The organism is Paenibacillus sp. J31R98, assembly GCF_056269245.1.
Window position 1 is genome coordinate 14,565 of sequence record NZ_JBWDNO010000006.1, and the last position, 24,654, is coordinate 39,218.

The 24,654-nt window shown below is 52.7% G+C and carries 20 protein-coding genes; 14 read left to right on the plus strand and 6 right to left on the minus strand.

The genetic code is table 11. The annotated features are described in order from the left end of the window. Positions 1-468 precede the first annotated feature (468 nt). The 3 genes from melA to AC0YNX_RS20965 form a co-directional block, all read right to left on the minus strand. Positions 469-1,881: an alpha-galactosidase gene (gene melA, locus AC0YNX_RS20955; RefSeq protein WP_475817656.1), complete on the minus strand. Its 1,413-nt coding sequence runs from the start codon at positions 1,879-1,881 to the stop codon at positions 469-471. A 63-nt stretch (positions 1,882-1,944) separates the two neighbouring features. Continuing rightward, a complete protein-coding gene (locus AC0YNX_RS20960; RefSeq protein ID WP_475817657.1) occupies positions 1,945-3,021 on the minus strand; it encodes a Gfo/Idh/MocA family protein in 1,077 nt (358 codons plus the stop codon). 5 nt (positions 3,022-3,026) lie between these two features. Next, the gene (locus AC0YNX_RS20965) at positions 3,027-4,118 is read right to left on the minus strand and encodes an FG-GAP repeat domain-containing protein (protein WP_475817658.1); all 1,092 of its coding nucleotides are present in this window, start codon (positions 4,116-4,118) and stop codon (positions 3,027-3,029) included. A gap of 182 nt (positions 4,119-4,300) precedes the next feature. On the opposite strand from AC0YNX_RS20965, the gene AC0YNX_RS20970 reads away from it, so the two are divergent. Together AC0YNX_RS20970 and AC0YNX_RS20975 are read left to right on the plus strand one after the other, a co-directional pair. Beyond that, a complete protein-coding gene (locus AC0YNX_RS20970; protein ID WP_475817659.1) occupies positions 4,301-5,134 on the plus strand; it encodes a helix-turn-helix transcriptional regulator in 834 nt (277 codons plus the stop codon). Between the two features lie 70 nt (positions 5,135-5,204). After that, entirely contained in the window at positions 5,205-6,080 is an 876-nt protein-coding gene (locus AC0YNX_RS20975) for a phytanoyl-CoA dioxygenase family protein (RefSeq protein WP_475817660.1), read from the plus strand. Between the two features lie 273 nt (positions 6,081-6,353). Here AC0YNX_RS20975 and ahpF read toward each other — a convergent pair whose 3' ends face one another. Together ahpF and ahpC are read right to left on the minus strand one after the other, a co-directional pair. Continuing rightward, the gene (gene ahpF, locus AC0YNX_RS20980; protein ID WP_475817661.1) at positions 6,354-7,886 is read right to left on the minus strand and encodes an alkyl hydroperoxide reductase subunit F; all 1,533 of its coding nucleotides are present in this window, start codon (positions 7,884-7,886) and stop codon (positions 6,354-6,356) included. Between the two features lie 13 nt (positions 7,887-7,899). Continuing rightward, positions 7,900-8,463 carry an alkyl hydroperoxide reductase subunit C gene (ahpC, locus tag AC0YNX_RS20985; RefSeq protein ID WP_475817662.1) on the minus strand — a complete coding sequence of 188 codons (564 nt, stop codon included), beginning with the start codon at positions 8,461-8,463 and terminating at the stop codon, positions 7,900-7,902. 487 nt (positions 8,464-8,950) lie between these two features. Here ahpC and AC0YNX_RS20990 point away from each other — a divergent pair, with 487 nt between their 5' ends. The 7 genes from AC0YNX_RS20990 to AC0YNX_RS21020 all read left to right on the plus strand — a co-directional run bounded on the left by AC0YNX_RS20990 (position 8,951) and on the right by AC0YNX_RS21020 (position 16,195). After that, the gene (locus AC0YNX_RS20990) at positions 8,951-9,487 is read left to right on the plus strand and encodes an RNA polymerase sigma factor (RefSeq protein ID WP_475817663.1); all 537 of its coding nucleotides are present in this window, start codon (positions 8,951-8,953) and stop codon (positions 9,485-9,487) included. After that, positions 9,484-10,695 (plus strand): hypothetical protein, encoded by a 1,212-nt coding sequence (locus tag AC0YNX_RS20995; protein ID WP_475817664.1) that lies wholly within the window; start codon positions 9,484-9,486, stop codon positions 10,693-10,695. Before AC0YNX_RS20990 ends, AC0YNX_RS20995 begins: the two co-directional genes overlap by 4 nt. Before the next feature lie 21 nt (positions 10,696-10,716). Continuing rightward, the gene (locus AC0YNX_RS21000; RefSeq protein WP_475817665.1) at positions 10,717-11,319 is read left to right on the plus strand and encodes an HAD-IA family hydrolase; all 603 of its coding nucleotides are present in this window, start codon (positions 10,717-10,719) and stop codon (positions 11,317-11,319) included. Between the two features lie 92 nt (positions 11,320-11,411). Continuing rightward, positions 11,412-12,407, plus strand: coding sequence for a zinc-dependent alcohol dehydrogenase family protein (locus AC0YNX_RS21005; RefSeq protein WP_475817666.1), 996 nt, complete (start codon positions 11,412-11,414; stop codon positions 12,405-12,407). A 154-nt stretch (positions 12,408-12,561) separates the two neighbouring features. Continuing rightward, on the plus strand, positions 12,562-14,007 hold the full coding sequence (locus tag AC0YNX_RS21010; protein WP_475817667.1) for a spore germination protein: 1,446 nt from the start codon (positions 12,562-12,564) through the stop codon (positions 14,005-14,007). Continuing rightward, complete coding sequence (locus AC0YNX_RS21015) at positions 14,004-15,101, plus strand: GerAB/ArcD/ProY family transporter (RefSeq protein WP_475817668.1); 1,098 nt, start codon at positions 14,004-14,006, stop codon at positions 15,099-15,101. Before AC0YNX_RS21010 ends, AC0YNX_RS21015 begins: the two co-directional genes overlap by 4 nt. Beyond that, on the plus strand, positions 15,098-16,195 hold the full coding sequence (locus AC0YNX_RS21020; RefSeq protein ID WP_475817669.1) for a Ger(x)C family spore germination protein: 1,098 nt from the start codon (positions 15,098-15,100) through the stop codon (positions 16,193-16,195). Before AC0YNX_RS21015 ends, AC0YNX_RS21020 begins: the two co-directional genes overlap by 4 nt. Before the next feature lie 66 nt (positions 16,196-16,261). Here AC0YNX_RS21020 and AC0YNX_RS21025 read toward each other — a convergent pair whose 3' ends face one another. Beyond that, complete coding sequence (locus AC0YNX_RS21025) at positions 16,262-17,326, minus strand: DUF4352 domain-containing protein (RefSeq protein WP_475817670.1); 1,065 nt, start codon at positions 17,324-17,326, stop codon at positions 16,262-16,264. A gap of 285 nt (positions 17,327-17,611) precedes the next feature. On the opposite strand from AC0YNX_RS21025, the gene AC0YNX_RS21030 reads away from it, so the two are divergent. From AC0YNX_RS21030 to AC0YNX_RS21050, 5 genes are all read left to right on the plus strand, one after another. Continuing rightward, on the plus strand, positions 17,612-19,336 hold the full coding sequence (locus AC0YNX_RS21030; protein ID WP_475817671.1) for a sensor histidine kinase: 1,725 nt from the start codon (positions 17,612-17,614) through the stop codon (positions 19,334-19,336). 6 nt (positions 19,337-19,342) lie between these two features. After that, positions 19,343-20,920 (plus strand): response regulator transcription factor, encoded by a 1,578-nt coding sequence (locus AC0YNX_RS21035; protein ID WP_475817672.1) that lies wholly within the window; start codon positions 19,343-19,345, stop codon positions 20,918-20,920. Positions 20,921-21,330: 410 nt separating this feature from the next. Beyond that, complete coding sequence (locus AC0YNX_RS21040; RefSeq protein WP_475817673.1) at positions 21,331-22,788, plus strand: ABC transporter substrate-binding protein; 1,458 nt, start codon at positions 21,331-21,333, stop codon at positions 22,786-22,788. Positions 22,789-22,893: 105 nt separating this feature from the next. After that, positions 22,894-23,772 (plus strand): carbohydrate ABC transporter permease, encoded by an 879-nt coding sequence (locus tag AC0YNX_RS21045; protein ID WP_475817674.1) that lies wholly within the window; start codon positions 22,894-22,896, stop codon positions 23,770-23,772. Beyond that, the gene (locus tag AC0YNX_RS21050) at positions 23,772-24,599 is read left to right on the plus strand and encodes a carbohydrate ABC transporter permease (RefSeq protein WP_475817675.1); all 828 of its coding nucleotides are present in this window, start codon (positions 23,772-23,774) and stop codon (positions 24,597-24,599) included. The genes AC0YNX_RS21045 and AC0YNX_RS21050 overlap by 1 nt, the downstream gene beginning before the upstream one ends. The last annotated feature ends 55 nt before the right edge of the window (positions 24,600-24,654 follow it).

Here is a 24,654-nt window from a genome sequence, read left to right on the forward strand (position 1 = left end):
TGAGGGGCTGAGAGAGAGTTTTGCCTCTCTCAGCAGTGAAATCATGCCGAGTGCGCGTGTGAGAGCTGGGATTTCCGCTCTCAGGTTTCGAAACGGCGCGAAAAGGGCCGGATGAGGGGTTGAGAGAGGGTTTTGCCTCTCTCACCATGCCTGGTCAATTACCTGTTGCAAGCTGAGAGAACACATATGTTCTCTCAGCACCGTAAACCAAGGAAACTTACTGCCGAGAGAACATATACGTTCTCTCAGCAGCAAAACGAGGCATAATAGCGCCAATAATGGACTCGAGAGCACATATATGTTCTCTCACCACCCCAGCAGCACAAAACCGCCCCCGAGAGAACATATACGTTCTCTCACTATTAAATGCATCTGCTATAGCTGCGAATAAACCCTCAACCCCCCAAACACAACAAAAAACTCGTGGCCCCATTTGGCCACGAGTTCAACTTTCCAACTATTACCTGCTTACTTCGCGAGCTCCCCGAATCGCGAATACACCGCGAGAGCCGGGTCGATCGGCACCTCGGCGCGCTGGACGTTCGCTGGGATGTGGATCGTTGGCGTTGGACGAGGGAGTCTGCCCTCGAACTGCGGCAGGTACTCCTCCTGCGCGACGAGCATCTCCGTAACCATGTCGCGGATTTGCTTCAGCGTCAGCACGGAGGAAGTGAGCGGATCGAGCGCGATTGCTTGCACGACCGTCTCCGGATCGCCCGTCTTCGCCGCCAGCACTGTAAGGCGCTGTACGTTGATGTTCGTCATATTGAGCGCCGCGCACTGCGGCGGCAATTCGCCGTTGATGGTGCGGTGCAGGCCATTGCGATCCGCGAAAACAAGCCCTTCTGCGCAGCAATCCTCCGGCAGATTCGAGATCATGCCGTTGTTGCGCAGGTTGCCGCTGAACTTGAACGTGCGGCCGGTTTCCAGCGCTTCGATAATATAAGCGCAGTACTCGACACTGCGCGGCGGCAGCTCGGCGGATTCATCCGCAAGCACATCTTTCGCCTTGTACTTATCGGCTACGTAAGTGCACCACTTGTAATACGCGCCGCTCTCGCCGCCGAAGGACGGCTCGTCGCAATAGAGGTCCAGCGCCTGCTGGCTGCTGCGGAACCATGGCACGTATTCCGATAGATGTCCGGTCGACTCGGTCATGAAATAACCGAAGTGACGGAACACTTCACCGCGGACCTTCTCATTGACGTAGAATTCCGGCTCCTCGAACTTCTCGCGCAGAATCGGGTAGAGATCTTGCCCTTTATGCGTCAGCTTCGTGAACCAGCCCATATGGTTGATGCCTGCGGATACGTAGTCGATCTCATGCTTCGGCACGCCGACATAGCCGGAGATAAGGTCAAGCGTCGTCTGAACGCCATGGCACAGCCCGACATACTTGATCTTCGTCTCGCCAAGCGCCCAGCAGATCATCGCCATCGGATTGACGTAGTTCAGCAGCGTTGCGTCCGGGCATAGCTCTTCCATGTCGCGAGCCACATCCAGAATGACCGGAATGCTGCGCAGCGCGCGGAACACGCCGCCTGGTCCGAGCGTATCGCCGATACATTGGTCAACGCCGTAAGCGAGCGGGATCTTGTAATCTTTCTCGAACAGATCGACGCCGCCAATCTGGAAGGAAGCAATGACGTAGTTCGCACCCTTGAGCGCTTCGCGGCGATCCGTCGTAATCGAGACTTTCGATTTCAGCCCGTTGTGGGCAATCACTTTATCGGCAAAAGCTTTCACCTGTGTCGTCTTCGACGTCGACGGCGCCATCAGTACAAACTCCGTGTCCTCGAGGTCTTTCGTCGCCATAATATCGAGAATTAATGTTTTGCAAAATACGATGCTGCCAGCTCCGATAATTGCGATTTTTCTCATCGTTTCAACTCCTTCAGCATTTACGGGATTGTTGTCTCCCTTATTTATTCGACAAGCTTGCCGCTAAGCCTTCGCCGGCTGCTGCCAATACGTCCGCGACATGAAGTCAATGTACGAGCGGGCGAGAATCAGATCCTCGAGCGCCTCCTTGGACGTACACGGCGCGGGACGTTCGCCCTTCACGGCAGCGATGAAGTTGATCGCTTGATTGCGCATTGCGGAGACATTCGGCATGATTGGCTGCACGATCTCCGGCGACGCGATATCGGGATTGTCCTTGTAGATCGACACTTTGCCTGCTTGCTGACGAACGAGCGGCGCAGGGAGGTCGACGCGGACGAAGCCCTTCTCGAAGGAGACGAGCACCTGCTCATGCCATTCGATCGAGTTCGAATACGGCGCCATCTCCAGCGTAACGGTCACGCCGCTGTCGCTCTCGCCAACGAGCAGCACGCCTTCGCGGTCGCCGAAGGTCAGCTTATAATTCTCGCCGAGGAAGAAGCGAATCGCGTTCACTTGGTGGATGTAATAGTTCACGAATGTATCCAACTCGCGCGTTTGTTGGTCGTTGTAATCAGAAGGTCCTTGCTCTAGTGTTAGAGCAGGGTACGGCTCGTTCGCGCTGAGCGGTTTATCCGCGCCTGCAACCCAATCGCCCGGTGGCATCGTGACACGGATGCTGCGCAGCTTGCCATAGTCGCCGCTTGCCCGCCAAGCGTCTACTTCCTTCTTGGCGCGTTCCATCGCAGGGTCGGAGCGCTTATGGTAGCCGACCATATGCAGCGTGCCGGTTTCTTCACTAATGCGAACGAGCTCGCGTCCTGCTTCGACCGTCAAACAAAGCGGCTTCTCCGTAAAGACGGGGATACCCGCTCGCAGAATGTCCGGGATAAGCGCAGGGTGGTGGCGATACTGTTGCGGCGCCACAATCGCATCGACATTTGCGTTCTCAAGCAGCTCCAGATGGCTGTTATATACTTGAGGAATACCATACCGCGTCGCCACGAGCTTGGCGGATTCCGGGCGCACTTCTGCAAGTGCGACGACTTCGCATAAATCCGTGAGCACCGCATAGTTGCTCAGGTGAGCCATCTGCCCCATACCGCCGCCGCCGACAAAACCAATTCGTAATTTACTCATCGTCGCTAACCCTCTCTTTTTCCTAAATTTTCAAATAGATACAGTCCGTCCTTGCCTGGCGCGACAATGTCTGGATAACCGTTGCCGCTCAGATCCTGCACCCAGAAATAGATGCCAGCGCCGGAAGCTTCGCCTGCAGGGCCGAAGTCAATGACATGTTTCTTGAACTGGCCGCCATTCAGCTTGTAGTAATAGATGCCGATCGGGTCATGAGCCCCCGGATCGCCGTCGTTGTGGGCACGGTACCGCTTGCCCGTGATGAGCTCAAGCTCGCCGTCTTGGTCGAGATCCACGAGCCACAGATCATGGAATTGGGAGCCGCTCATATCGATTTCGTGCTTCGTCCAAGTCCGCGAGCCGTCCGCAGCGCGGCCTTGCTCATACCAGTGCAGTCCGTAATCATGCGCTTGCCCGACGATCATATCCATCAGGCCATCGCCATTCACGTCATGCCCGAGGATTGGCACGCTTGCGCTGCCGAGCGAGAATTCCGGATGGAACGTCCACAGCTCGCCGCTTAGCGGATCTTCCGGCTGCTCGAGCCAGCCGGCGCTCAGAATAACGTCCATGCGGCCATTGCCGGTTACATCGACGAAGCCCATGCCATGTCCACTGGACCCTTCACTGATGACGAATTTCTTGAACTCGCCCGTTCCTTTGCCGTCCGTATCCCGGATAAGCTTATAGAACGCCTGCGGCTCTCCTGGCGTATTCGGGAAGATCTCAGGCACGCCGCAGCCGTCAATATCACAATAGCGAATGGTCTCGATGCTGCCGCACTTATCGATGTCGAACGTCTCCCAAGCGGTATTGGTATCGCCGGGATTACGCCGCCAGCGTAGCGTCTCGCCCCACCAAGCGCCCGTAATAATGTCGAGCCGTCCGTCGCCGTCGACATCCATCGGGTAGTCGGAGAAGTCGTCGTGGTACTCCGAAATTTCCAGCACATCGCATATAAAATGTTTCTTTGCATAGTCAGGTCCCTCGTACCAGTAAGCGCCGCTCACAATATCCGGAATGCCGTCTCCATTGACGTCGAACACAGCGCAAGCCTCGTACTTTTCCTCGGACAGCTGTCTCTTCTTAAATTGCAGCAATAGGTACACGCTCCGATCCGAAACTATTTAATGTTGTAATTAATAGCCTTGCTGAATTATGCTGAGCATAACAGCATGCAAGCGCTCTCTATTTTAAGCGTATGTCATGCAGAGGGAAGTGACAATAAGAGAACTTGTGCGAAAAACTATTCATTCTTGCGGTATGAGAGGAGGGCGATGCTTTGGCGGTTTCTACATTGTTTCGCAAGCAGCCGATCTTTATTGCGGGTAGCTCGTTCGATATGGCAGGCGGTGACAACAAGTTCAATCTTGAGCTGCATAAACATGACGCCAATAGCGAAATGCTGCTGATCGAGGAAGGCGAGGGCGAGTTCGAGATCGACGGACGCAGCTATACCGCGGGAGCGGGTTCCATGCTTTTCTACCATCGCGGCATATGGCATAGGGAGCAGTCGACGAAGCATCCTTTTCGCTGCACCTATATCGGGTTTACGGGGCTGCAGATCGGGGAGCTGGAGCGGGATTACTTCCTCACCAGGGATCGTGTGCCGATTATCCAGCTGCATGATCAGCTTCCTGTCATCCGCAAGCTGATGCGCGACACCATCGCGGAGTCGCAGAAGTTCGAGCCCGAATCGCAGATGATTGCGAGCCACTATCTCGGTATTATTTTTGCCAAGCTGGCTCGGATCGCGCATTATGGCGACGAGTCGCAGCGCTCGCGTTTCCCCGCGAAGGAGGCGGTGTGGAAGGCGAAGCGGATTATTGAAGAACACTACAGCACGCCGCTTACGCTGGATTCGCTTGCGGAGGAGACGTACCTGAACAAGTACCATCTGGCGCATCTGTTCAAAGAAATGGTGGGCGTCAGCCCCATCCAGTTCCTCATCTACTGCCGGATCGAGGCGGCGAAGCGATACCTTCGCACGACAAGCCTTCAGGTGAAGGAGATTGCAGAGATTGTGGGTTATCAGAGTGAACCGTCATTCTACAATGTGTTCATGAAGGTGAGCGGCATGACGCCGAGGAAGTATCGGGAAGGGACAGTGGACTGACGGCAGGCAAGCGATCATACAGTTGTCACGTTAGGAAGAGGAAGCACTATAGGCTACGGAGGTATCGTTCATGACATTTCACCGTACGACGCGCGGGAGTTTATCGGATGAGCAGCTACTGCAATATGATCGCGATGGCTATTTGGTTCTAGAGGATTTGCTAGATGATGCAGACATGGAGCCGCCTCGGCAGGCGATGATGGATGAGGTATCTGCGATTGCTGACGAATTGTTCAAGCAGGGGCTTATTAGAGATAAGCTGGAGGACGAACCGCTCAAATACAGGCTGGCGAAGCTATTCGACGGACTGACGGACCAGCATTTCTTGCAGTTCGGGCGCAGCTGGCGGAACCGGACCCCGGGCTACTTCCATCTCCTTAGCAATCCGAGGATCATAGACGCAGTTGAGTCCTTCATCGGAGAGGAAATCTTCGCAAGTCCCGTCTATAACACTCGCCCGAAGGTGCCGCGCGTCGCAGCCGGAGCCGTGCCGTGGCATCAAGATAAATCGTATTGGCCGGACTCGAATGCGAATCCGGTAATCACGGTGTGGATTTCTTTCGTCGATGCGACACTCGAAAATGGCTGCCTGCACATCAAGCCGCGCACGCAGAACTCGAAGCTGCTGGAATGGCATGCGGAGACGTACACCGGAACGAGCTACACAGCGCTGCATGAGCATCAGCTCGGTTCGCGCAAGACGGTCGCGCTGCCGGTGAAGGCGGGCACTGCGATTCTGTTCAACGACCGGCTGCTGCACATGTCGACGCCGAACAACTCCGACCATGTCCGCTGGAGTGTCGACCTCCGCTATCAGTCGACGGATCAAGATCCGATGCCGCAGCATGGGACCGGGTTTCTAGCGAGAAGTACGAAGTTCCCGGAACGCGTCGCGACGCTTGCGGACTGGCTGGCAGGGCGGCCGGAGCGCTCTACCCATACGTGAGCTTCGGGCTAACGAACCGTATAGCGCTTATTCATCCCATTTCGGCTGGTTAAATCGGCTAACGAACTGTGGGCACGCTATTGCCTCGATTTTGCCGCCGGTACGTCTCAAATGCGGAGAATAACGTTACCTGAGTTCGTTAAAATTTCAAACCGGCCCAATTTGCCCGAATAACGCCACCTGAATTCGTTAGAGGTGGGAGCAGGAATGAATACTGCAACTAAAAAGCCGCCTGCATCGAGCATCGATGCAGGCGGCCTTATTATCTAGCTATTAATGACGGATGAGATAATCAAAAGCGCTTAACGCTGCGGTTGCGCCCGAGCCCATCGAAATAATGATCTGATTGTACGCGCTGTCCGTGCAATCGCCCCCGGCAAATACGCCTGGCAAGCTCGTTGCTCCGCGCTTATCCACGACAATTTCGCCGGAATTTGTCCGCTCAATGACTTCGCTGAGCCATTCGGTATTCGGCACAAGTCCGATTTGAACGAACACGCCTTCAAGCTCGACATGCTTCTCGGCGCCTGTTTCGCGTTCAATGTAGGAGATGCCGTTCACTTTATCTGTTCCGGTAATTTCTTTCGTTTGCACGTTCGTGAGAACCGTAACGTTCGGAAGGCTATTCAGCCGATCCTGCAGCACGGCGTCCGCCTTCAATTCCGCAGCGGATGCAAGGACGGTGACGTGGCTGGCGATGCCTGCGAGATCGATACCGGCCTCGACGCCGGAATTGCCACCGCCGACAACGGCTACGCGCTTGCCTGCGTACAATGGACCGTCGCAATGCGGGCAATACGCGACGCCTTTATTCTTGAACTCTTCCTCGCCGGGAACGCCGATATTGCGCCAGCGTGCACCTGTGGACAGAATAACGGTCTTGCTCTTCAGCAAAGCGCCGTTCTCAAGCTCGACTTCTACGAACTCCCCATTCTTCTCAAGGCGTTTCGCGCGCTGCAGCTTCATTACATCGACATTATACTCTTTCACATGCTCTTCGAGACTTGCCGCGAGCTTCGGCCCTTCCGTGTACTTCATGCCGATAAAGTTCTCGATGCTCACCGTATCGACGACCTGACCGCCGAAACGGTCCGCTACGATACCGGTACGGATTCCTTTGCGCGCCGCGTAGATCGCTGCGCTCGCGCCTGCCGGTCCGCCCCCAACAACGAGCACGTCGTAAGCTTCTTTATTGAACAAAGCCGAGTCGTCACGCTTCATCCCCATTTTGTCCAAAATCTCATCGATTGTCATGCGCCCGCCGCCGAAGAATTCGCCGTTCAGGAAGATGGACGGAACAGCCATAATGTTGTTGCTCTCAACTTCCGCTTTGAATGCTGCGCCGTCGATCATCGTATGCGAGATGCCGGGATTAAGGACGCTCATCAGGTTCAGCGCCTGCACGACGTCCGGGCAGTTATGGCAGCTGAGGCTAATGTACGTCTCGAAGCGGTATACGCCTTGGACGTTCTTGATACGTTCGATTACGTCCTGCTCCACTTTAGGCGCTCTGCCGCTGACTTGCAGCAGGGCGAGCACGAGGGACGTGAATTCGTGGCCGAGCGGTACGCCCGCGAACACGATACCTGTCTCTTCGCCTGGCCGGCTGACGCTAAAGCTTGGCGTTCTCGGCAAATCCGCTTTCTCGACCTTAATTCGCGAAGTCATGCTGGCAAAAGTGTCCGTCAGCTCAAGCATATCCTTCGACACTTGATCGTCTCCCGCGCTGACCTTGATCAATACGTCGCCTTCCATCAAGCCAAGGTATTGGTTTAATTGTGCCTTAATTTCCTGATCTAATACCATCTATATGACCCCCTTAGATTTTGCCGACGAGATCAAGACCCGGTTTGAGCGTAGAAGCGCCTTCCTGCCATTTGGCAGGGCAAACCTCGCCTGGATTGTTGCGGACATATTGAGCTGCCTTAATCTTGTTCACAAGCGTGCTTGCGTCGCGGCCGATGCCGCCTGCCGTAATTTCAACCGTTTGAACGACGCCGTCTGGATCAATGATGAAGGTGCCACGGTCAGCCAGACCCTCTTCTTCAATAAGTACGTCGAAGTTGCGTGAAATCGTATGTGACGGGTCGCCGATCATAATGTACTCAATCTTCCCGATCGTATCCGAATGGTCGTGCCAAGCTTTGTGCGTGAAGTGAGTATCTGTCGATACGGAATAAACTTCTACGCCCAGCGCTTTCAATGCTGCATATTGATCTTGCAGATCGCCTAGCTCCGTTGGGCAGACGAACGTAAAGTCAGCTGGGTAGAAGCATACAATGCTCCATTGTCCTTTGAAATTCGCTTCTGTTACCTCGATGAAATTGCCGTTTTGGAAAGCTTGCGCTTGAAATGGAAGTACTTCTTTACCGATTAGTGACATGATGTGTGTTGCCTCCTGGAGTAGTTATTTAGAATTATTATAAACTGATAATAGTTCTCAGAAGGAGTTTTGTCAACCCATTTATGATTCCAATTGATAATTATTTTCAATTGGGATGGGGATTACTCACTCGCATATATTTGAGATGTGGCTTTTCTCTTGATAGTATGGGTGTCGACTTCTGTAACGGTTGCCAGAAAGGCTATTTCGTCTAAAATAGCTCTTTTGAAACGCTAACGGTTGTCAGCAACGCTATTCGGCTATTTCGGCGGGGATTTCAATCGAAATATGGCCAATAAGATCTCTAGCAACCGTTAGAATCTCAGAAGGCCGATTATTGTGCAAATAAGCGCTGTAGCATCCGTTAGAATATATGTTTCTCTGCAATCCAAGGGCTGCCACGGTGGTCCTTTTATTTTTTTGCAAAAAAACGGAACTTTCTGCCATCCTCTGTTGTCTGTTTATTGGAGAGAAGGGAGCGGCTTTCGTGGAGGATGACTATCTCAAACATATTACGAGGCTGGATGAGCCGGAGATGGATGGGCTTGTCCGCCGCTATTGGCATGACGTGTGGCAGTACGCCTACTTTCTAACTCGCCGGGAGCATGTGGCTGAAGACATCGCGCAGGAGACGTTCATTCGGGCATTTCGCGCGATCGATGCGTTCCGTGGACAATGCTCGGTGAAGAGCTGGCTGTTCAAGATTGCCCGCAATACGGCATTCAACTATAGCAAATCTGCTTTTCTGCGCAAAGTGACGCTCATCGGCTTATTCCAGGACACAAGGCGGTCCTCATCAGCGGAAACGGATTATATGGCTGCCAGCTTCACGGACGACATCTGGTCGTTCGTGCTTGAGCTCCCGCGAAGCGATCGGGAGGTCATCATCCTATATGCGCATTATGAACTTTCGTATAAGGAGCTTGCTGGGCTGCTAGGAATTGCTGAGGGAACCGTTAAATCTCGGCTTGCACGTGCCAGAGCCAAGCTTGCAAAGCGAATGAAGGAGGAGCGATATCAATGACGAAATGGCAAACAGACGAGCAGCGGCAGGATGATCCCTTGTTCGATCGGCTGAAGCAGCGCCCTTTTCCAGTAAGTCGAATTCCTTCAGAGCAGCGCATTGCAGACATTCAGCGGCAGGCATCGGCGTCAGAGCGAAATGCAAACAACCGAGGAAAGCGTCTATGGATCGTCACTTCAGCTGCGGCAGTGGCTTGCATAATGCTGCTGATTGCTTTTGCCTACGTGTATGTAATGCCGGGCGGAGTCGCGGATTGGCGCTATTCTCGCGCAGCTGGGATTTCAGGTATAGTGAAAATTCCGATTGGCAAGACGCCTGAAGAAGCGGTCATGAAGTTCAGGAACTCCACCTCAATACGGGTCGTTCATCGCGAGGCGATTGATGGCGGGATGCTGCTTTTCATTAAACGTGACTTCATCAAAGGCGACGGCACTAATCTAGAAATTGAGTTCGTCCGCAAAAATTGGCTTGGCTGGAAATGGGTCATGGGCGGCGGGTACGGCATAGGACATGATCCTAATGCGAGAGAGGCATTCAACTACATGAGCATGCCGAAGTTTGAAGGCATTCATGGTCCTTTTCCAATCCTATTCGGCCAGCTGTCGAACTCATCCATCTCAGGTGTGAATGTCACTTTTGGCGGTCCGGATGCAGGCAGTTATTCGGCCAAGATCGTAGAGTTCGAGGAGGGGCAGAGACTATGGTTTGCCACGCTTCCATCGACTTCGGCTCCTAGTTACGGTATAGAGGCACTCAATGATGAGGGAGCAATCGTCGCTAGCAAGACTTTCGATGATCCTCGCGATTCCGGCAGCGTTCCTATGAAAGTGGTCACGGGTGAGCAGGTGAAGCCTTATTCTCTGGAGAACATTGTAAAGGCGATTCGGGATCAGCAGGTGAAGCTGCTTCCTTACGGAATAACAGGGTACCCGCTGCTGCTGGACCATGTCATTCCTAACGTATATTCAATTGAAGCCAAGAATCAGACGGATCAGAGTGATCCTGAGTTCGTTCATGTCTATGTATTCCCGTCGAAAGAATCGCGTGTCAAAGGCGTGCAGCAGTTTAACAAGGAGATGCAGGGCGCGAAATTCACGACCTATCCGAATACCTACGAAATCGGGAATGTACTCTTGATTTATTGGTCGAAGTCGAAGGATCATCCATTGGAAAAGCAAGTTTTTGATGCGGCTATGAACGAGCTTTGATGGAGAAGGAGAGAGATCGAGATGGGCAAGCTGCAATTAGTGCTGGATGCAGGCGGCGTCATGGTTACGAATTTGCCAGAGGTGTGGAAGGAAATTGCCGGGCATGCGGATATTTCCCTTCATGAGCTGAGGGAGCGATACGGAGTACAGCTTAGAAATAAATTATGGACCGGCGAGTCAGGCGAAGAGGAGTTCTGGGAATGGATTATTTCCTATTGTCCGGGTTTGACGGCTGCGGACGGGCGCGACATATTGGCTCGGCATCTTCGCGCGCTGCCTGCTTTTGACCGTATTCCAGCATGGAGCGAGGCTGCAGACATTCACGTGCTTAGCAATCATCGGCATGAATGGTTACTGCCCCTGCTTGAGCCGATTCAACCCTATCTGACGAGTGTAACGATCTCGAGCCAGACGGGGAGCTGCAAGCCCTCGTTGCCGATTTATCAACTTGTTCAATCGAGGCTGCGAGCGCAGGAGCGGGTGTTATTCGTAGACGATTCGGAGCGTAACTTGGTTGCAGCGCGCGAGCTGGGCTGGGATACATTGCTGGCGGATGAGCAAGGGGAGTGGATGGAAGCGATAGAAGCTTCTCTTCGTTCTCTTCGCGCTAACGGAACCGGATGACCTTACCATTCAAAACCTTTGCTTGCAGCGACTATAACTTCCTAAGGTGCTTATACCCTTGAAAGCCAACCAATAATAAAGGAGGAATTTCAATGAAAGCATTAGTCATGGAACAACCCCGCGTCGCCGTTGTCAAAGAGGTGCCCTATCCGTCGCCGAAGCCGGGTGAAGTCGTCATCGAGGTCGCCCAAGTCGGGATATGCGGGACAGACTTTCATATCTTCGAAGGGGAGTTTCTGTCGCCGTATCCGATCATTCCGGGGCATGAGTTCTCCGGTGTCATCCACGAGCTGGGCGAAGGCGTCGAGGGCTTCGCCATTGGGGACCGGGTGACGGCTGATCCTTCTCTGTTCTGCGGCAAGTGCCGGTATTGCTTGACGAACCGCGGCAATCAGTGCGAGAACTGGGGCGCGCTCGGCAACACGGTAGACGGCAGCATGGCGGAATATGTAGCTGTGCCGGCCCGCAATGTCTTCCGCATTCCGGATGGGATGTCGTTCGAGACGGCTGCTTTCGTCGAGCCGATGGCTTGCGTCGTACATGCCATGAACCGGCTGCAGCTGCGAGCCGGACAGTCCGTGCTTCTCTTCGGTGCAGGCGCAATGGGCCTTCAGCTGGTCCAATCGTTGTCGCGGCTTGGCGCTTCAAGCTTGACCGTCGTGGACGTATCGAGCCGCAAGCTGGATATGGCGCTTGCGCTCGGAGCTACGGAAGCGGTGTTCGTGAGCGAGCAGTCACGCCTGGCCGGACGGAGCTTTGACGTTGTCGTCGATGCGACAGGCATCCCGTCTGTCATCGAGAAGGCGTTCTCCTACCTGGGCAAGACCGCGACATACTTGCAGTTCGGGGTCACGCCGAAGGATGCTTCCGTTCGAGTGAACCCGTTCGATCTCTACAACAAGGATTGGACGATTCTCGGATCGATGGCGATCAACTACACATTCCTCACCGCCTTCGATTGGGTCAAGGAAGGCCGCATCGCGCTGGAGCCGCTTGTCTCCAAAGTAATCACGCTTGAGGAAACGCCTGCTTTTCTCGCGAAGCCGAAGGATCCCGAGCTGCTTAAAGTGCAAATTAAAATCCGTTAGGCCGCATCCCGATAAATTTATCAGGAGACTAATTAAGCTAAATGCAGGCAGTGACCACTGGTCACTGCCTTTTTGTTTACCACTGCTCACATCCTTTTCTACATACTTTTACCAACCGGTGGTTAAAGTAAGGACATCTCTAGCGAAGGAGGGAATGCGTGTGAAACTAACAGCATCATTGAAAGAGACGGATCAGTACTTCAAGGAACTGTTTGCGGATCAGGGCGATTTCCAGTCGAAGCAGCTGAATCTCGGCGGAACGGAGTTGCGACTGTATTATTTTGACACTTTAATTGATTCCGAACTCGTTCAGAGCTATGTCCTGCAGCCGCTGCTGTCCCGTCCGCACGATCCCATCCATGATGTCGTGTCCATTCTAGACTATACGGAAACCGAGAGCTTGCAAGAAGCGGTTCATGCGATCATGTATGGCAAGACCGTGCTTCAACGCAGCGGAGAGGCGAAACTGCACTTGCTGGGAACGGATGTGAAGAAAGAACGTTCCATTAACATCCCGACCAATGAACGGGTGCTGCGCGGGGCGAATGAGGCGTTCATTGAAAATTTAGATACGAATCTCAACCTGATGCGCAAGCTGATCAACTCAACGGACTTCATCGTAAGAACATATACAATTGGGCGGTTGTCGCAGACCAAGGTCGCCATGATGTACATCAAGACGATTGCAGATATGAAGCTTGTTGAGGAAGCGGACAGACGCTTGCGGAGCATCGACATCGACTATCTCGACTCGCCTGGAGAAATCAATGAGCTGATTCAGGAGCAAAAATACACCGTGTTCCCGCAGCTCCTCATTACAGAACGGCCTGATCGTGCACGCGCCAATCTAATGGAAGGCAAAGTGGTTATTTCAGCAGCTGGGTCTCCTGACGTTGTCATTTTACCGGTCTCGTTCTGGTCGTTCTTTCAAAGCGAGGACGACTATCAGAGTGGCTGGCTGATCAGTTCCATCTTTCGGTTGTTACGCCTCTGCTGCTTTTTTATAGCCATTGGCCTGCCGGCCATCTATGTCTCGGTTGCAGGCTTTAACCCGCAGATGCTGCCGATTAATTTTGTGAACACGCTTCAAAGCTCGCTTAAATACGTGACATTCCCGCCGGCAATCGAGGCGCTCTCGATGATGCTCCTGCTCGAAATATTGCGGGAAGCGACGATCCGGCTGGCAAGTCCCGTCGGCCAAACTATTGGCGTCGTCGGCGGTATCGTTGTTGGTACTGTCGTTGTTCAGTCCAACCTGGTTTCCAATACGATGGTTATTACAGCTGCACTAACAGGCTTAGCCTCGTTCGTCATGCCGTCATACGAGATGAGCAGCGCTACACGATTGTTAAGTTATCCTGCGCTTCTGCTCTCCGCTCTGTTCGGCTTGTTCGGCCTTGCCTTCTTCTTCATGATGATTTGTACCCATCTATGTCAGATTAGTACGTTTGGGCTTTCTTATTACAAGCCGCCATTCTCCTTAAGCGACACCAAGGATACGCTGTTTCGCGCTCCGACGTGGATGATGCTGAAGAGGCCAAAAACAACGGCGCCAAGCAATAGAACGAGGATGCGGAATCCAAGGGGCTGGAAGCGATGAAGGAAGACGCCATTACGGGGAGACAGTTGTTCATCCTAATCTTTATGACGCAGCTTGGCGTCGAGGTGATATCCCTGCCCCACGTTGAAGCTAAAATTGCCGGCCATGATACGTGGCTGGCCGTATTATTGAGCGGGCTGTGCGCACAGGCCGGCATTATGCTCATTTGGTGGCTCGGCAGTCGGTATCCAAAGCGTAATTTCTTTGCATATGTACCCCAAATTGTCGGTAGACCGATAGGATCTTTCCTTAATCTATTGTACGGCTGCTATTATACGGTTTCGGGTTGTCTGCTAATTGTCAATTACGCCAATGTTCTGAATCGATGGCTGTTCGTTTATACACCACGGTGGATGCTTGTGCTGTTTTTATTCATCGCGTGCGGGTATGCAGCATCATTATCGCTCAGGAGGATTTCGTACATCGCGCAATCCTACTTGATCTTTCCCTTTATCGGAATTCTTCTAATCGTTGGCTGCGGGCTGTACGGTCTTGATGTGAAGAATTTGATGCCGCTTCTGCCTGATGGCGCAAGTCCAGTCGTAAAGGGGATTTACTATGCATTTAGCGGATATGTGGGCTATGATCTGCTGCTGTACGCCTTTCCTTATGTAAAGACTCAGAGCAAGAGCAGGCTGCTTCTTATCATGACTCTCGCTAACGGTGCTACAACCCTTTACTATGTCCTGAGCTGTCTGATCTGTACGACGATGTTTAGTTTGAAGCAGCTCCAATTTATTCCGGAGCCGATTATTTTCATTCTGAAGTATTACCAGCTTGAGGTGCTGCAAAGCTTGGATGTCCTGTTCCTGATTTTCTATGTTTTTATCGTAGCGGACACCGTATACATCTACTTCTTCTTGTCGGCCAAAGCCTTTGTCCATCTTCGCGGTCAAGGATTGGGCAAGCACAAGGTATGGGTCTGGTCGATGGTTGGCGTAGCCTTTATAGGCAGCTATTTCTTCAAGAAACGGGGAGCGATTATGCAATTCTCCGATATGCAGGACATAGCCTCGGTCATTATGATCATTGCTCTGCCTGCTGTCCTTCTTATCATTTCCGGGCTCCGCGGCATAGGAAGGAGCAACGCATGAATAGAGTGGTTATCGTGTTGCTGATGTGTCTTTTGCTCTCCGGGTGCTGGGATCAGTTACGGCTGAAGGAACAACTGTTTGTCGATATTGTCGGCGTTGACTACGAGGGAGATAGCAAGAGGCTTAAGATTGGCTACGTCATCTCATCGCTTCGGGAGGCTACGCAAGGAGGGGGCAAGCCATCCAGCGTATACATTGAAGAGACTGGAAATAGTTTATATGATTCTGTAGCGAAAACAAACAAGTCAATACCCGGAATTCTAACCGTACAGGAGACCAGGCTGTATCTCATCGGTCCGCGCTTCGCCAAAGATAAGCCGCTTACCTATCTGAACTCTGTCGGTCAATTTGTTTCCAATCCACTGTATGCCCATATTGCCGTGTATGATGGCGATCTCTCCGAGCTGCTATCCAAGAAGAAAGTAGGACAAGAGACCATTTCGGACTTTATGAATGGCTTACTGGCGGATGAGATGAAGAGGGGGAACATCCCTCGCAACAAGTTGCTGCGCTATTTACTTGGAGGGACGGATTTTATAGGCGACTTTGGCCTCAACCGGTTCGTGCCGGATAAGGGAAGGGCACGTCTTGAGGGCACTGCCTTATTTCGAGACGGGAAGTACACCGGAGTCAATCTGAATAATGATGAGACTAGGTTAGCTTGCCTGATGGCAGGGACACCTGGCAAAATTCAGGCGATCACTAGGCAAATTGGCGGCGGAATCTACACCATTCGAATAAGTAGCTCCAAGAGCCGTATCGATACGATCAAGAATGATAAAGACCTTCGCGAAATGGACATTACGCTTAAGCTGGAAGCTAAGCTAATTGAAGACGGTCCTGCAATCAAGAGTCATACGGACAAGATGCTGAAGGAGATGGAGAAGGCAATCTCAGCGGATCTTACGAAGGAGGCCGAGAAAGTCATCGCAAAGCTGCAGAAGGCGAACTGCGATTACTTTCAACTGGCACATGTGCTGGCGGCCTATCATCCGAAGCTGTATAGCAAGATGAATTGGCGCGAAGAGTATCCGAAGTTGACGATCAAACCGAAGGTCAAGGTGATGATACTGGGCACCGGCGTTCTGGACTAGCTCTTAAACCACATGATGGCCTTCAAACAAAGAAAGCCCGGCAGCTTTAGCTGACGAGCTTTTTTTCTACTGTCGTTTCCGTAAAGCAATCTGTCCTTGCTCGGTACCCCAAAATCCTGTCTGCACGTTCAGCATTAGATCTCCAGCAGTAGCCACGTCTTCAGGAACATCGAATACAACATTGCCGTGGATTGTGATCCCCGGATTAATCTGATCGAAGATGATGGAATCGTCCATGGTAAGTACCGTGCTAGGAGAATATTCCACATCGCCTCTCAGCAGCTTGAAGTAGCTGGCATCCATAGTGATAGCTTCTTTCTCACCATTTTTCACCGATACGTTCACTACAAGAAATCTACCATCAGCCTTGGTGCTTAGGAACTCGTTTCCGATTGATTTCTTTATGCTGACGGTGTTCACACGAAATAGGTCATCACCAACTTGATAGGTATCGCCAATCCTCGGTATCTTGGCTTCTTCCTCAGCTTTCTTCTTTGCAGCAGCTTCAGCTTCGGCTTTCTTCTTCGCAGCTGCTTCTTCTTCAGCCTTTTTCTTTGCAGCGGCTTCGGTTTCAGCTTTCTTCTTCGCCTCAGCTTCTTCCTTTGCTTTACGATCTGCTTCTTCCTTCGCCTTCGCTTCAGCTTTCTCTTTTGCTTTCTTGTCTGCTTCAGCCTGTATTTCAGCATCCGTCTTAGCTGGTGTATCAGTAGTGTCTACTTGAGCAACATCTGCATCAACTACCTTGGCGTCATCTGATGCGGCAGTAATAGGTGTATCCGTTTTAGTTGAATCAGGTGTGCTAGACAAAGCAACAATAACAGTTACTAGTGCAATGGCACCGACGATAAGCGAACGTTTCCTTGAGGCGCTTTCCCCAAACACCTTAGCGCGTAATCTCTGTGATAGCAGCGCAATAACACTAATCAGTAAAGCAAATAAGCTGATAATTCCCAAGAATGCCATGCTTGCTTCTTCAGCAGCTATCAGAAGTGCTACGAGGGCTAGTAAACTGGCTATAAGTGGGCGTTTCCTTGCTGTATTCCCAAACACTTTAGCCCGCACTCTCTGTGAGAACAGTGCAATAACGCTAACTAGTAAAGCAAAGATACTAGCAAATCCCAAGAATGCCACTTTTATATCTCCCCTTTGAGATTATGGGCCACTAGCCCTATATGTTTATCACAGTTAGTATAAGGGGTTTGAGGTAATAAATGGAATGTAAAATTTGGATTTTGAACCCGAATTCAAAAAAAGTTATAGAGGACGAATTTAGCTGAAGACTAAACGGGCATGGTAGCCTGGGCTGGTGAGGAGGCTTATTTTGCGTGCGGACTATTGCATATCCTATCGTTTATAGCATAATAGAGGCAAAACCCTCATATTTAAGCAGCTTAATAACCGAATAGGAGACTCTCTATGAAATGGCTGACCTCGCATTTGCTAGATCCCATTCGCTCCAGGTTGTTTTACAAGATGCTCATCATTTACTCCCTGCTGACCTTAATACCGTTAATCGTTGTCAGCTCCACCTTCTACATTCGTTCCAGCCACCTCATCGAGAAGAAAGCCGCAGAAGAAGCGCAGCAAGGCTTGTCCCATTCCGCCCAAAGTTTCGACGAAGTATTGTATGCCGTGAAGAGCCAGATGCTCCCCATTAGCGAAAATGTGTTCATCCAGGCGATGTTCCGCAATGCGAAGAGGGGGCAGGTGAATAACTTGCTTAACAGTTCCGTTGTCGAACTGCTCCAGTCCGAGCTTGCGACCGCGCGGCTGAAGATTGGCGACTTCGTCGGCAATATCTATGTCCTCGATAAAAAACATATTCTATACAGCACCGATCCTGGTAACCGCCTCTTATACGAAGATGCTTTCTGGAAAATGCCTTTTGAATTCGACCGCATGCCCGAGTGGGCGTTCTTTAATGACGATAAACGAATGTCGTGCGTGGTAAAAATCTTCGACGAGGGCCAGCGTCCTTCCGCCGATTCGGAGATTGGCCGTCTCATTATTACGCTTAACGCCGCTAAGGTGCAGAAGCTGTTCAACAGCTATAAGCCTGGCACCTTCTACATTACCAATGCCGATAATCAGATCATGACTTCTTCAAAGCTGAACCAGATTGGACAGCTCCTGGATGTTCGCGGTCCGCTCAGTGACCTCGTTATTCGGCAAAAGTCGCGTTACTCGGAATTTCAATATGTGCTATTCGCAAATCCCGGAACGGGTGGGCTCGTGCAGAAGCAGGCTCTGTTCTCCATTGGCGTGACGCTTGCCGCTTGGCTGGCAATAACGATTGTAACGTATGTGATACTGCGGCGGATCACGATCCCGATTCAGCGGCTGACGCGGCTCATGCGCGCAGCGGAGCGGGAGGAGTACCAGCTTATTAGCGGCATCACGTCAAAGGACGAAGTCGCGATGCTATGCAACAGCTTCAACAGCCTTGTCGCACGGACAAGTCACCTCATCGAGACGAATTACAAGAATGAGTTGATGATTCGCGAAGCGGAATTGAAGGCAATCCGCATGTACATCAACCCGCACTTCCTCTACAACACAATGGAGTACATCAGCATTATGTCGCACACGCCGGAGAAGGCGAAGCATATTCCGCAGATGGTGCAGCACTTGTCGGGCATCTTCCGCTTCTCGATTACGCCGGGCAATGCGTTCGTCGTCTTGGATACCGAGATGGAATTCGTCCGCAAATACCTCGAAATTCATCGTTATCGCTACGGTGATCGACTGACGTATTCGATTGACCTGCCGGATATGTTCCGCCAGATCGCCGTGCCGAAGCTGCTGCTGCAGCCGCTCGTCGAGAATGCAGTGGTACATGGTATCGACCGATTGCCGGAGGGTGGCAGTATCACGATTACAGTGAAAGAAGAGCAGTATGAACTGGTCATTGAGATCGAGAACAGCTCGCTTGCAGGCAGAGCTGCACAGGGGACGGCGGCAGGCCAGGCGGCGGAGTATCGCCATTCCAAGGGGCTTGGCAGTGGGCTCGAGAATGCGATTGCCAGGTTGCGGCTTCACTACGGTAACACTTATGGGGTCAGTCTCATGCATCGTGAGTCTACGACGATAACGAGAGTGCTCATGCCGATACAGATCTTTCAAGAGAATGAGGGAGGCTGACCATCTATGCGCATTATGATTGTGGACGACGAACGTGAAATTCGCGAATTTCTCGCATCTATGAGCGGCTGGGTGGAGATTGGCTGCGAGGTCGCATGGACGGCTTCGAATGGTGAAGAGGCGCTAGGCCTGCTGCTGCAAGGGGCGCTGCCTGACGTCATCATTACCGATATCCGCATGCCGGTGATGGACGGCATTACGTTTGCAGAGCGCGTGCGGCAGCGCCATCCCGATATGCCGATTATCTTCCTGACGGCGTATCACGAGTTTGATTATGCGAGGCAGGCAGTGAAGCTTGGCGTGTCGGACTTTCTGACGAAGCCGTTTCTGCCGGAGGAGCTGACGCGCACTGTGGCGTCGCTTCGCGTCCATGAGCCGCTGCTCGCAGGTTGGCGCGAGCATGATCAGTTCTTCGAGCTGCTGGCGAGCGAGAAGCACAGCAGCGCGTACAAGCAGGAGTGGCTGCAGGCGCAGGGACTTCGGGACGGCAGCTTCGCGCTGCTGTATGCGGAGCTTGACGCGCCGCGAGCAGCCGAAGGCGAGCACTTCCCGTTCGCGGCGGCGCATGTGCGCGGACAGATGGAAGTGGCCGCTGCTCGGAACGGTCTGCAAGGCCGAACCGCTTCGTCCGCGAGCGGCATCTATCTGTTCGTGCCGCTGCGTGATGGCGCTGCCGCCGCCGGGCGCGAACAGCTGATGGTGTTCGCCAAGGAGATCGCCGGCGAGGGTGAGCGCCTTAGCTTCGAGCGCGAGCTGTCGCTGTCAGTCGGCATCAGCCAGAGCTTCAGCTCTTATTGCCAGCTGCCCGAGGCGCTGAAGCAGGTGAAGCGCTGCATGGAATACCGCATGCTGCTCGGCAAGAATTCAGTCGTCGCTTTCGATGCACTGGAGTCGTTCTTGTCCGAGAAAGAGAAAGAAACAGACGCTTCGCTCTCGCTGATCGCCGATGCGCTTCGCCAGGCGAACCCTGAGCCGATCCGAGCCTTGCTCAAGGACTCGTACCGCAGCATGCTCTCTGTCGGGGCGAGCAAGAAGGAGATGCGGCATTATGCGCTTGGCGTCATTGAGAAGGCTGAGGCAGCGCTTGCCGATTTCGGCATTAAGCCGTCGCACGGCATGAGCTTCGATATCCGCGAGAAGCTGATTCACGCGGTGCTGCTGACCGACATCATGAAGGAGCTGGAGAAGCAGCTCCTCGCCTATCAAGAGCTGATGCGGCATGAGCTTCAGGATTCGCCGCTGCAAGTCATTGCAAGCGTGCGCCAGCTGATCCGCGAGCGGTTCGCGGAGGATCTTACTTTGCAATCGGTCGCGCAGAAGCTGAACGTGAACTATTCGTATCTGAGCCGGTTGATCAAGAAGGAGACCGGCACTAATTTTACCGATATGCTGTGGGATTACCGGATCGAAGCAGCGAAGAACAAGCTGCTGCGCGAAGACATGAAGAGCTACGAGGTCGCCTATGCGGTCGGCTTCAAGGATACGGCGCATTTCAGCTTCATGTTCAAGAAGAAGGTGGGGCTCTCGCCGAGTGCGTACCGGGCGCAGGTTAGAGGGGATGGGAGCGGAGCTGGGGAGTTGTAGCGTTTGGGCGGGCTACGAGTTGTGGGCGGATTTGGGGAATGGGAGAGGCTGAAAGCGGGAAAAGCCTCTCTCGGAGAGCAAATTCGAGGAAAATCGCGCTGAGAGAGGGATAATCCTCTCTCAAGTGAGTCTCGTGGCAAAATTGCCGTCCGTAAACGCTCCGAAAGCGGAAAAAGCCTCTCTCGGAGAGCAAATTCGAGGAAAATCGCGCTGAGAGAGGGAAAAGCCTCTCCCAGCTCGTTCAGAAGATGAAAAGACAAGCCGGCTATGGCCTTGGGTCAATGCTTCTTCACCAATGTCGTCAATTCCAGCATAGAAACGGTAAAATGCAGCTATCCTTTCGGATTCATGAAAGCGCTACACTTAACTTGTGAACGAAACAAGAGACGAGAAAAGAGGGTGTTGTAGCAATGAAGCTCAAAGGATTATCGGCGCTTGCGAGTGTGCTGCTTCTGACGACTGTGGTATCGGCGTGCGGCGGCTCAAACAACAACAGCGGAACAAGCAATAATGCTTCATCCAATGATACGAGCACGAATACAAGCAGCAACACGAGCAGCAACTCCGGTGCGGACAACAGCAATACTGCTGCAACGAATAACTCCGGCACGAATGCAGCGGCGGACAATTCCGGCTCGAATGCGGCAGGAGGCAGTGACAAGGAATTCACGATCCGCGTCGGTGCATGGTTCCTCGATGATCGCCCATACATGGTTCAGTTCAAGAAAGACGTTGAAGCGGCGTACGCGAAGCTGTATCCGAAGGCGAAGATCCAGTGGGATGTCGTGCTTGGCGCGACTTACTTCGATAAGCTGAAAGCGCAGTTTGCATCAGGCTCCGCGCCGGATGTCGTGTTCTATCAAGGCGTTGATTTTGCCAAGTCGGGTAATCTTGCCGATCTGACGGCAGAGCCTTGGGTGGGACGTCTGAACGACGGCGGCCAGAAGGATTTCCAAACCCACGCGGACGGCAAAACCTTCGGCGTGCCAATGGGCCTCTCCATCGGCGGAGGCGTCTGGTACAACAAGAAAATTTTCTCCGATCTGAGCATCCAGCCGCCTAAGACAACACAGGAGCTGTTCGATGCTGCCGAGAAGATCAAAGGCGCTGGCAAAACGCCGATTACCCTCGGCTTCAAGGATCAATGGACAGCGAACCTGTTCTTCTTCAACTGGCTGAACTCCTATCAGCTGGACGATCCGACGCTCGGCCAGAAGGTGTACAGCGGTGAGCAGAAGATTAATGAGGATGCGATTATTCAGAAGGTATATCAGAACTTCGAGACGATGAAATCGAAGGGCTACTTCAACAAGAACGCAATCAGCATCGACTGGCCGCAATCGGGTCAAATGTTCGCTTCCGGCGAAGCGGCAATGATCATTCAAGGTCCTTGGATGCCTGGCGCGAACGCCGACAATATCAACAAAGGTGGCTTCGACAAATTCGATATCGGTTACTTCCCGCTTGCAAGCGACGACGGCAAAGTGGCGATGGGTCTTGGCAGCAACGAGGCGCTCGGCATCAATGCGAAGACGGAGCTTGTACAGGAGTCGAAGGATCTCGTCAACCTGATTACTACTGCAGAAATCATCAGCCCATTCATGAAGGGTGACGGCGCGCTATCTTCCTTCACCGACGTGACGGTTCAGCATGATGACCCTGCCATGAATGAAGTACAGGCAGCGGTGGATAGCAGCACGGTCGTAACGTCGAACTTGAGCAACTTTATCCCGGCAAGCTCGGCTACGAATATGATGGATTTGCTGACGAAAGTCGTTTCTGGCGTCAAATTCAACGCAGAGGATCTGAAAGCCGCGCAAGCGAGCTTTGACAAAGATAAAGCGACAGTGACGCCTCCGGCGCAATAAGCATAAGCATTGGCAGCATATACAATCACGGATTCACGTTCAGCCGCAGGCTCTGCGGCTGAACGCATTTATAGACCTAAGTGACGAAACGTAGGTGAAGCGAGAATGAGTTTAAGCCGCAAGCAGTACTGGATCGCCTGTTTGTTTCTTTTGCCGGCCTTTATTATCTTTGGCATGTTCTTCTTCTATCCGTTCGTGCAGAGCATCTACTACTCCTTCACAGAATGGAATGGGATTAAGACTCCGCGGTATGTGGGACTGAGCAATTATCGTTATCTATTTCAAGATGTGCAAATGCTCGATGGGATGAAAAATACGCTGAAAATGGTTGTATTCGGCCTCGTCGTGCAAAATCCGCTGGCACTGCTGCTGGCCGTGCTGCTCAATAAGAAATTCCGGACGCGCGGCTTCCTGCGTACCTCGTTCTATCTACCGGTTATTATCAGCCTTGTCGTTACGTCCGTCGTCTGGGGAGAAATATTGAAGTTCGACGGCTTCGCTAACGGCATTCTTACGCGAATCATTGGCGAGGCTCATGTGCAGGACTGGCTCGGCACGGTGTACACCTCCTTCCCGACCATTATTCTGCTGACGCAGTGGCAGGCTATCGGATATTGCGCCATGATCTATCTCGCCGGGCTTCAAGCGATTCCCACTGACATCTACGAAGCAGCGGATATTGAAGGGGCCAAGGGCTTCGCGCTGTTCCGCCATGTGACATTCCCGATGCTAATGCCGTCAGTCACGATTGTGCTCTTTTTGACCATTGTCGGGGCGCTTCGCCTGTTTGATCTGCCATTCCTGTTGACGAACGGCGGACCGGGCTCGTCCTCGTACACGCTATTCCTCGCCGTCTATAACTCAGCGTTCAAGAACCAGAGCTACGGCTACGCGACAGCAGGCAGTATCGTACTGGCCATCTTCGTCATCGCCGTTACGGTCATTCAGCTGAGCATCACGCGCAGAAGGGAGGTCGAGCTGTAATGGGACTGAACAAACGTCCGTCGCTGCTGCTCGAAGGCGTCCTGCTGCTGTTTGCGCTCGCTTTTCTGTTCCCGATCGTGTTCCTGCTGGAGATGAGCTTCAAAGAACCTCGCTACTTCTTCAAGCCGTATGAACTGCCGCATAGCTTGTACTTGGACTACTACCGCTCGGCCTTCCGCGATATGGACTTCTTCCGGGGGTTGTCGAACACGGTGCTCGTTACGGCTGGCGCGTTGCTGCTGACGATTATCGTCGCTTCGATGGCGGGTTATATGTTGTCTCGCCGCACGGAGAAGCTGTTCCGCTTCGCCTACCTGTTCTTCTTATCCGGCATGATCATTCCGGGGGTAGGCTCGCTGATTCCGCTCTTCAGGATGGCGGTCGACATCCATCTGATGAATACACGGACACTGCTTGTCCTTATCTACACGGCGGGCTTTATCCCGTTTGCATCGTTCCTCTATGCGGCGTTCACGAAGGCAATTCCGCGCGAGTTGGAGGAGTCGGCTAACCTCGATGGCTGCGGTCCGCTGCGCCTGTATTGGCGCATTATTTTCCCGCTGCTGCTGCCGGCGACCGGGACGTTTATTGTGACGAACGTGTACGGGGTTTGGAATGATTTTCTGACGCCGCTGATCTTCTTGAATAATCCCGAGCGGATGACGCTTATGCCGCAGATCGTTCAGTTCATGTTCAATAAGCAGTCCGTGAACTACGGCCCTGTCTTCGCTGTGAGTGTTCTGGCGGTGCTGCCGCTTATCGTGCTGTTTGCGTTTACGCAGAAGTATATGCTCCGCGGCCTGACAGCCGGGGCAGTGAAAGGGTAGGCGCGGCGGCCGTTCGGAGCGGCTTTACTCACGCGCTCTGTGTAACATATTAGAT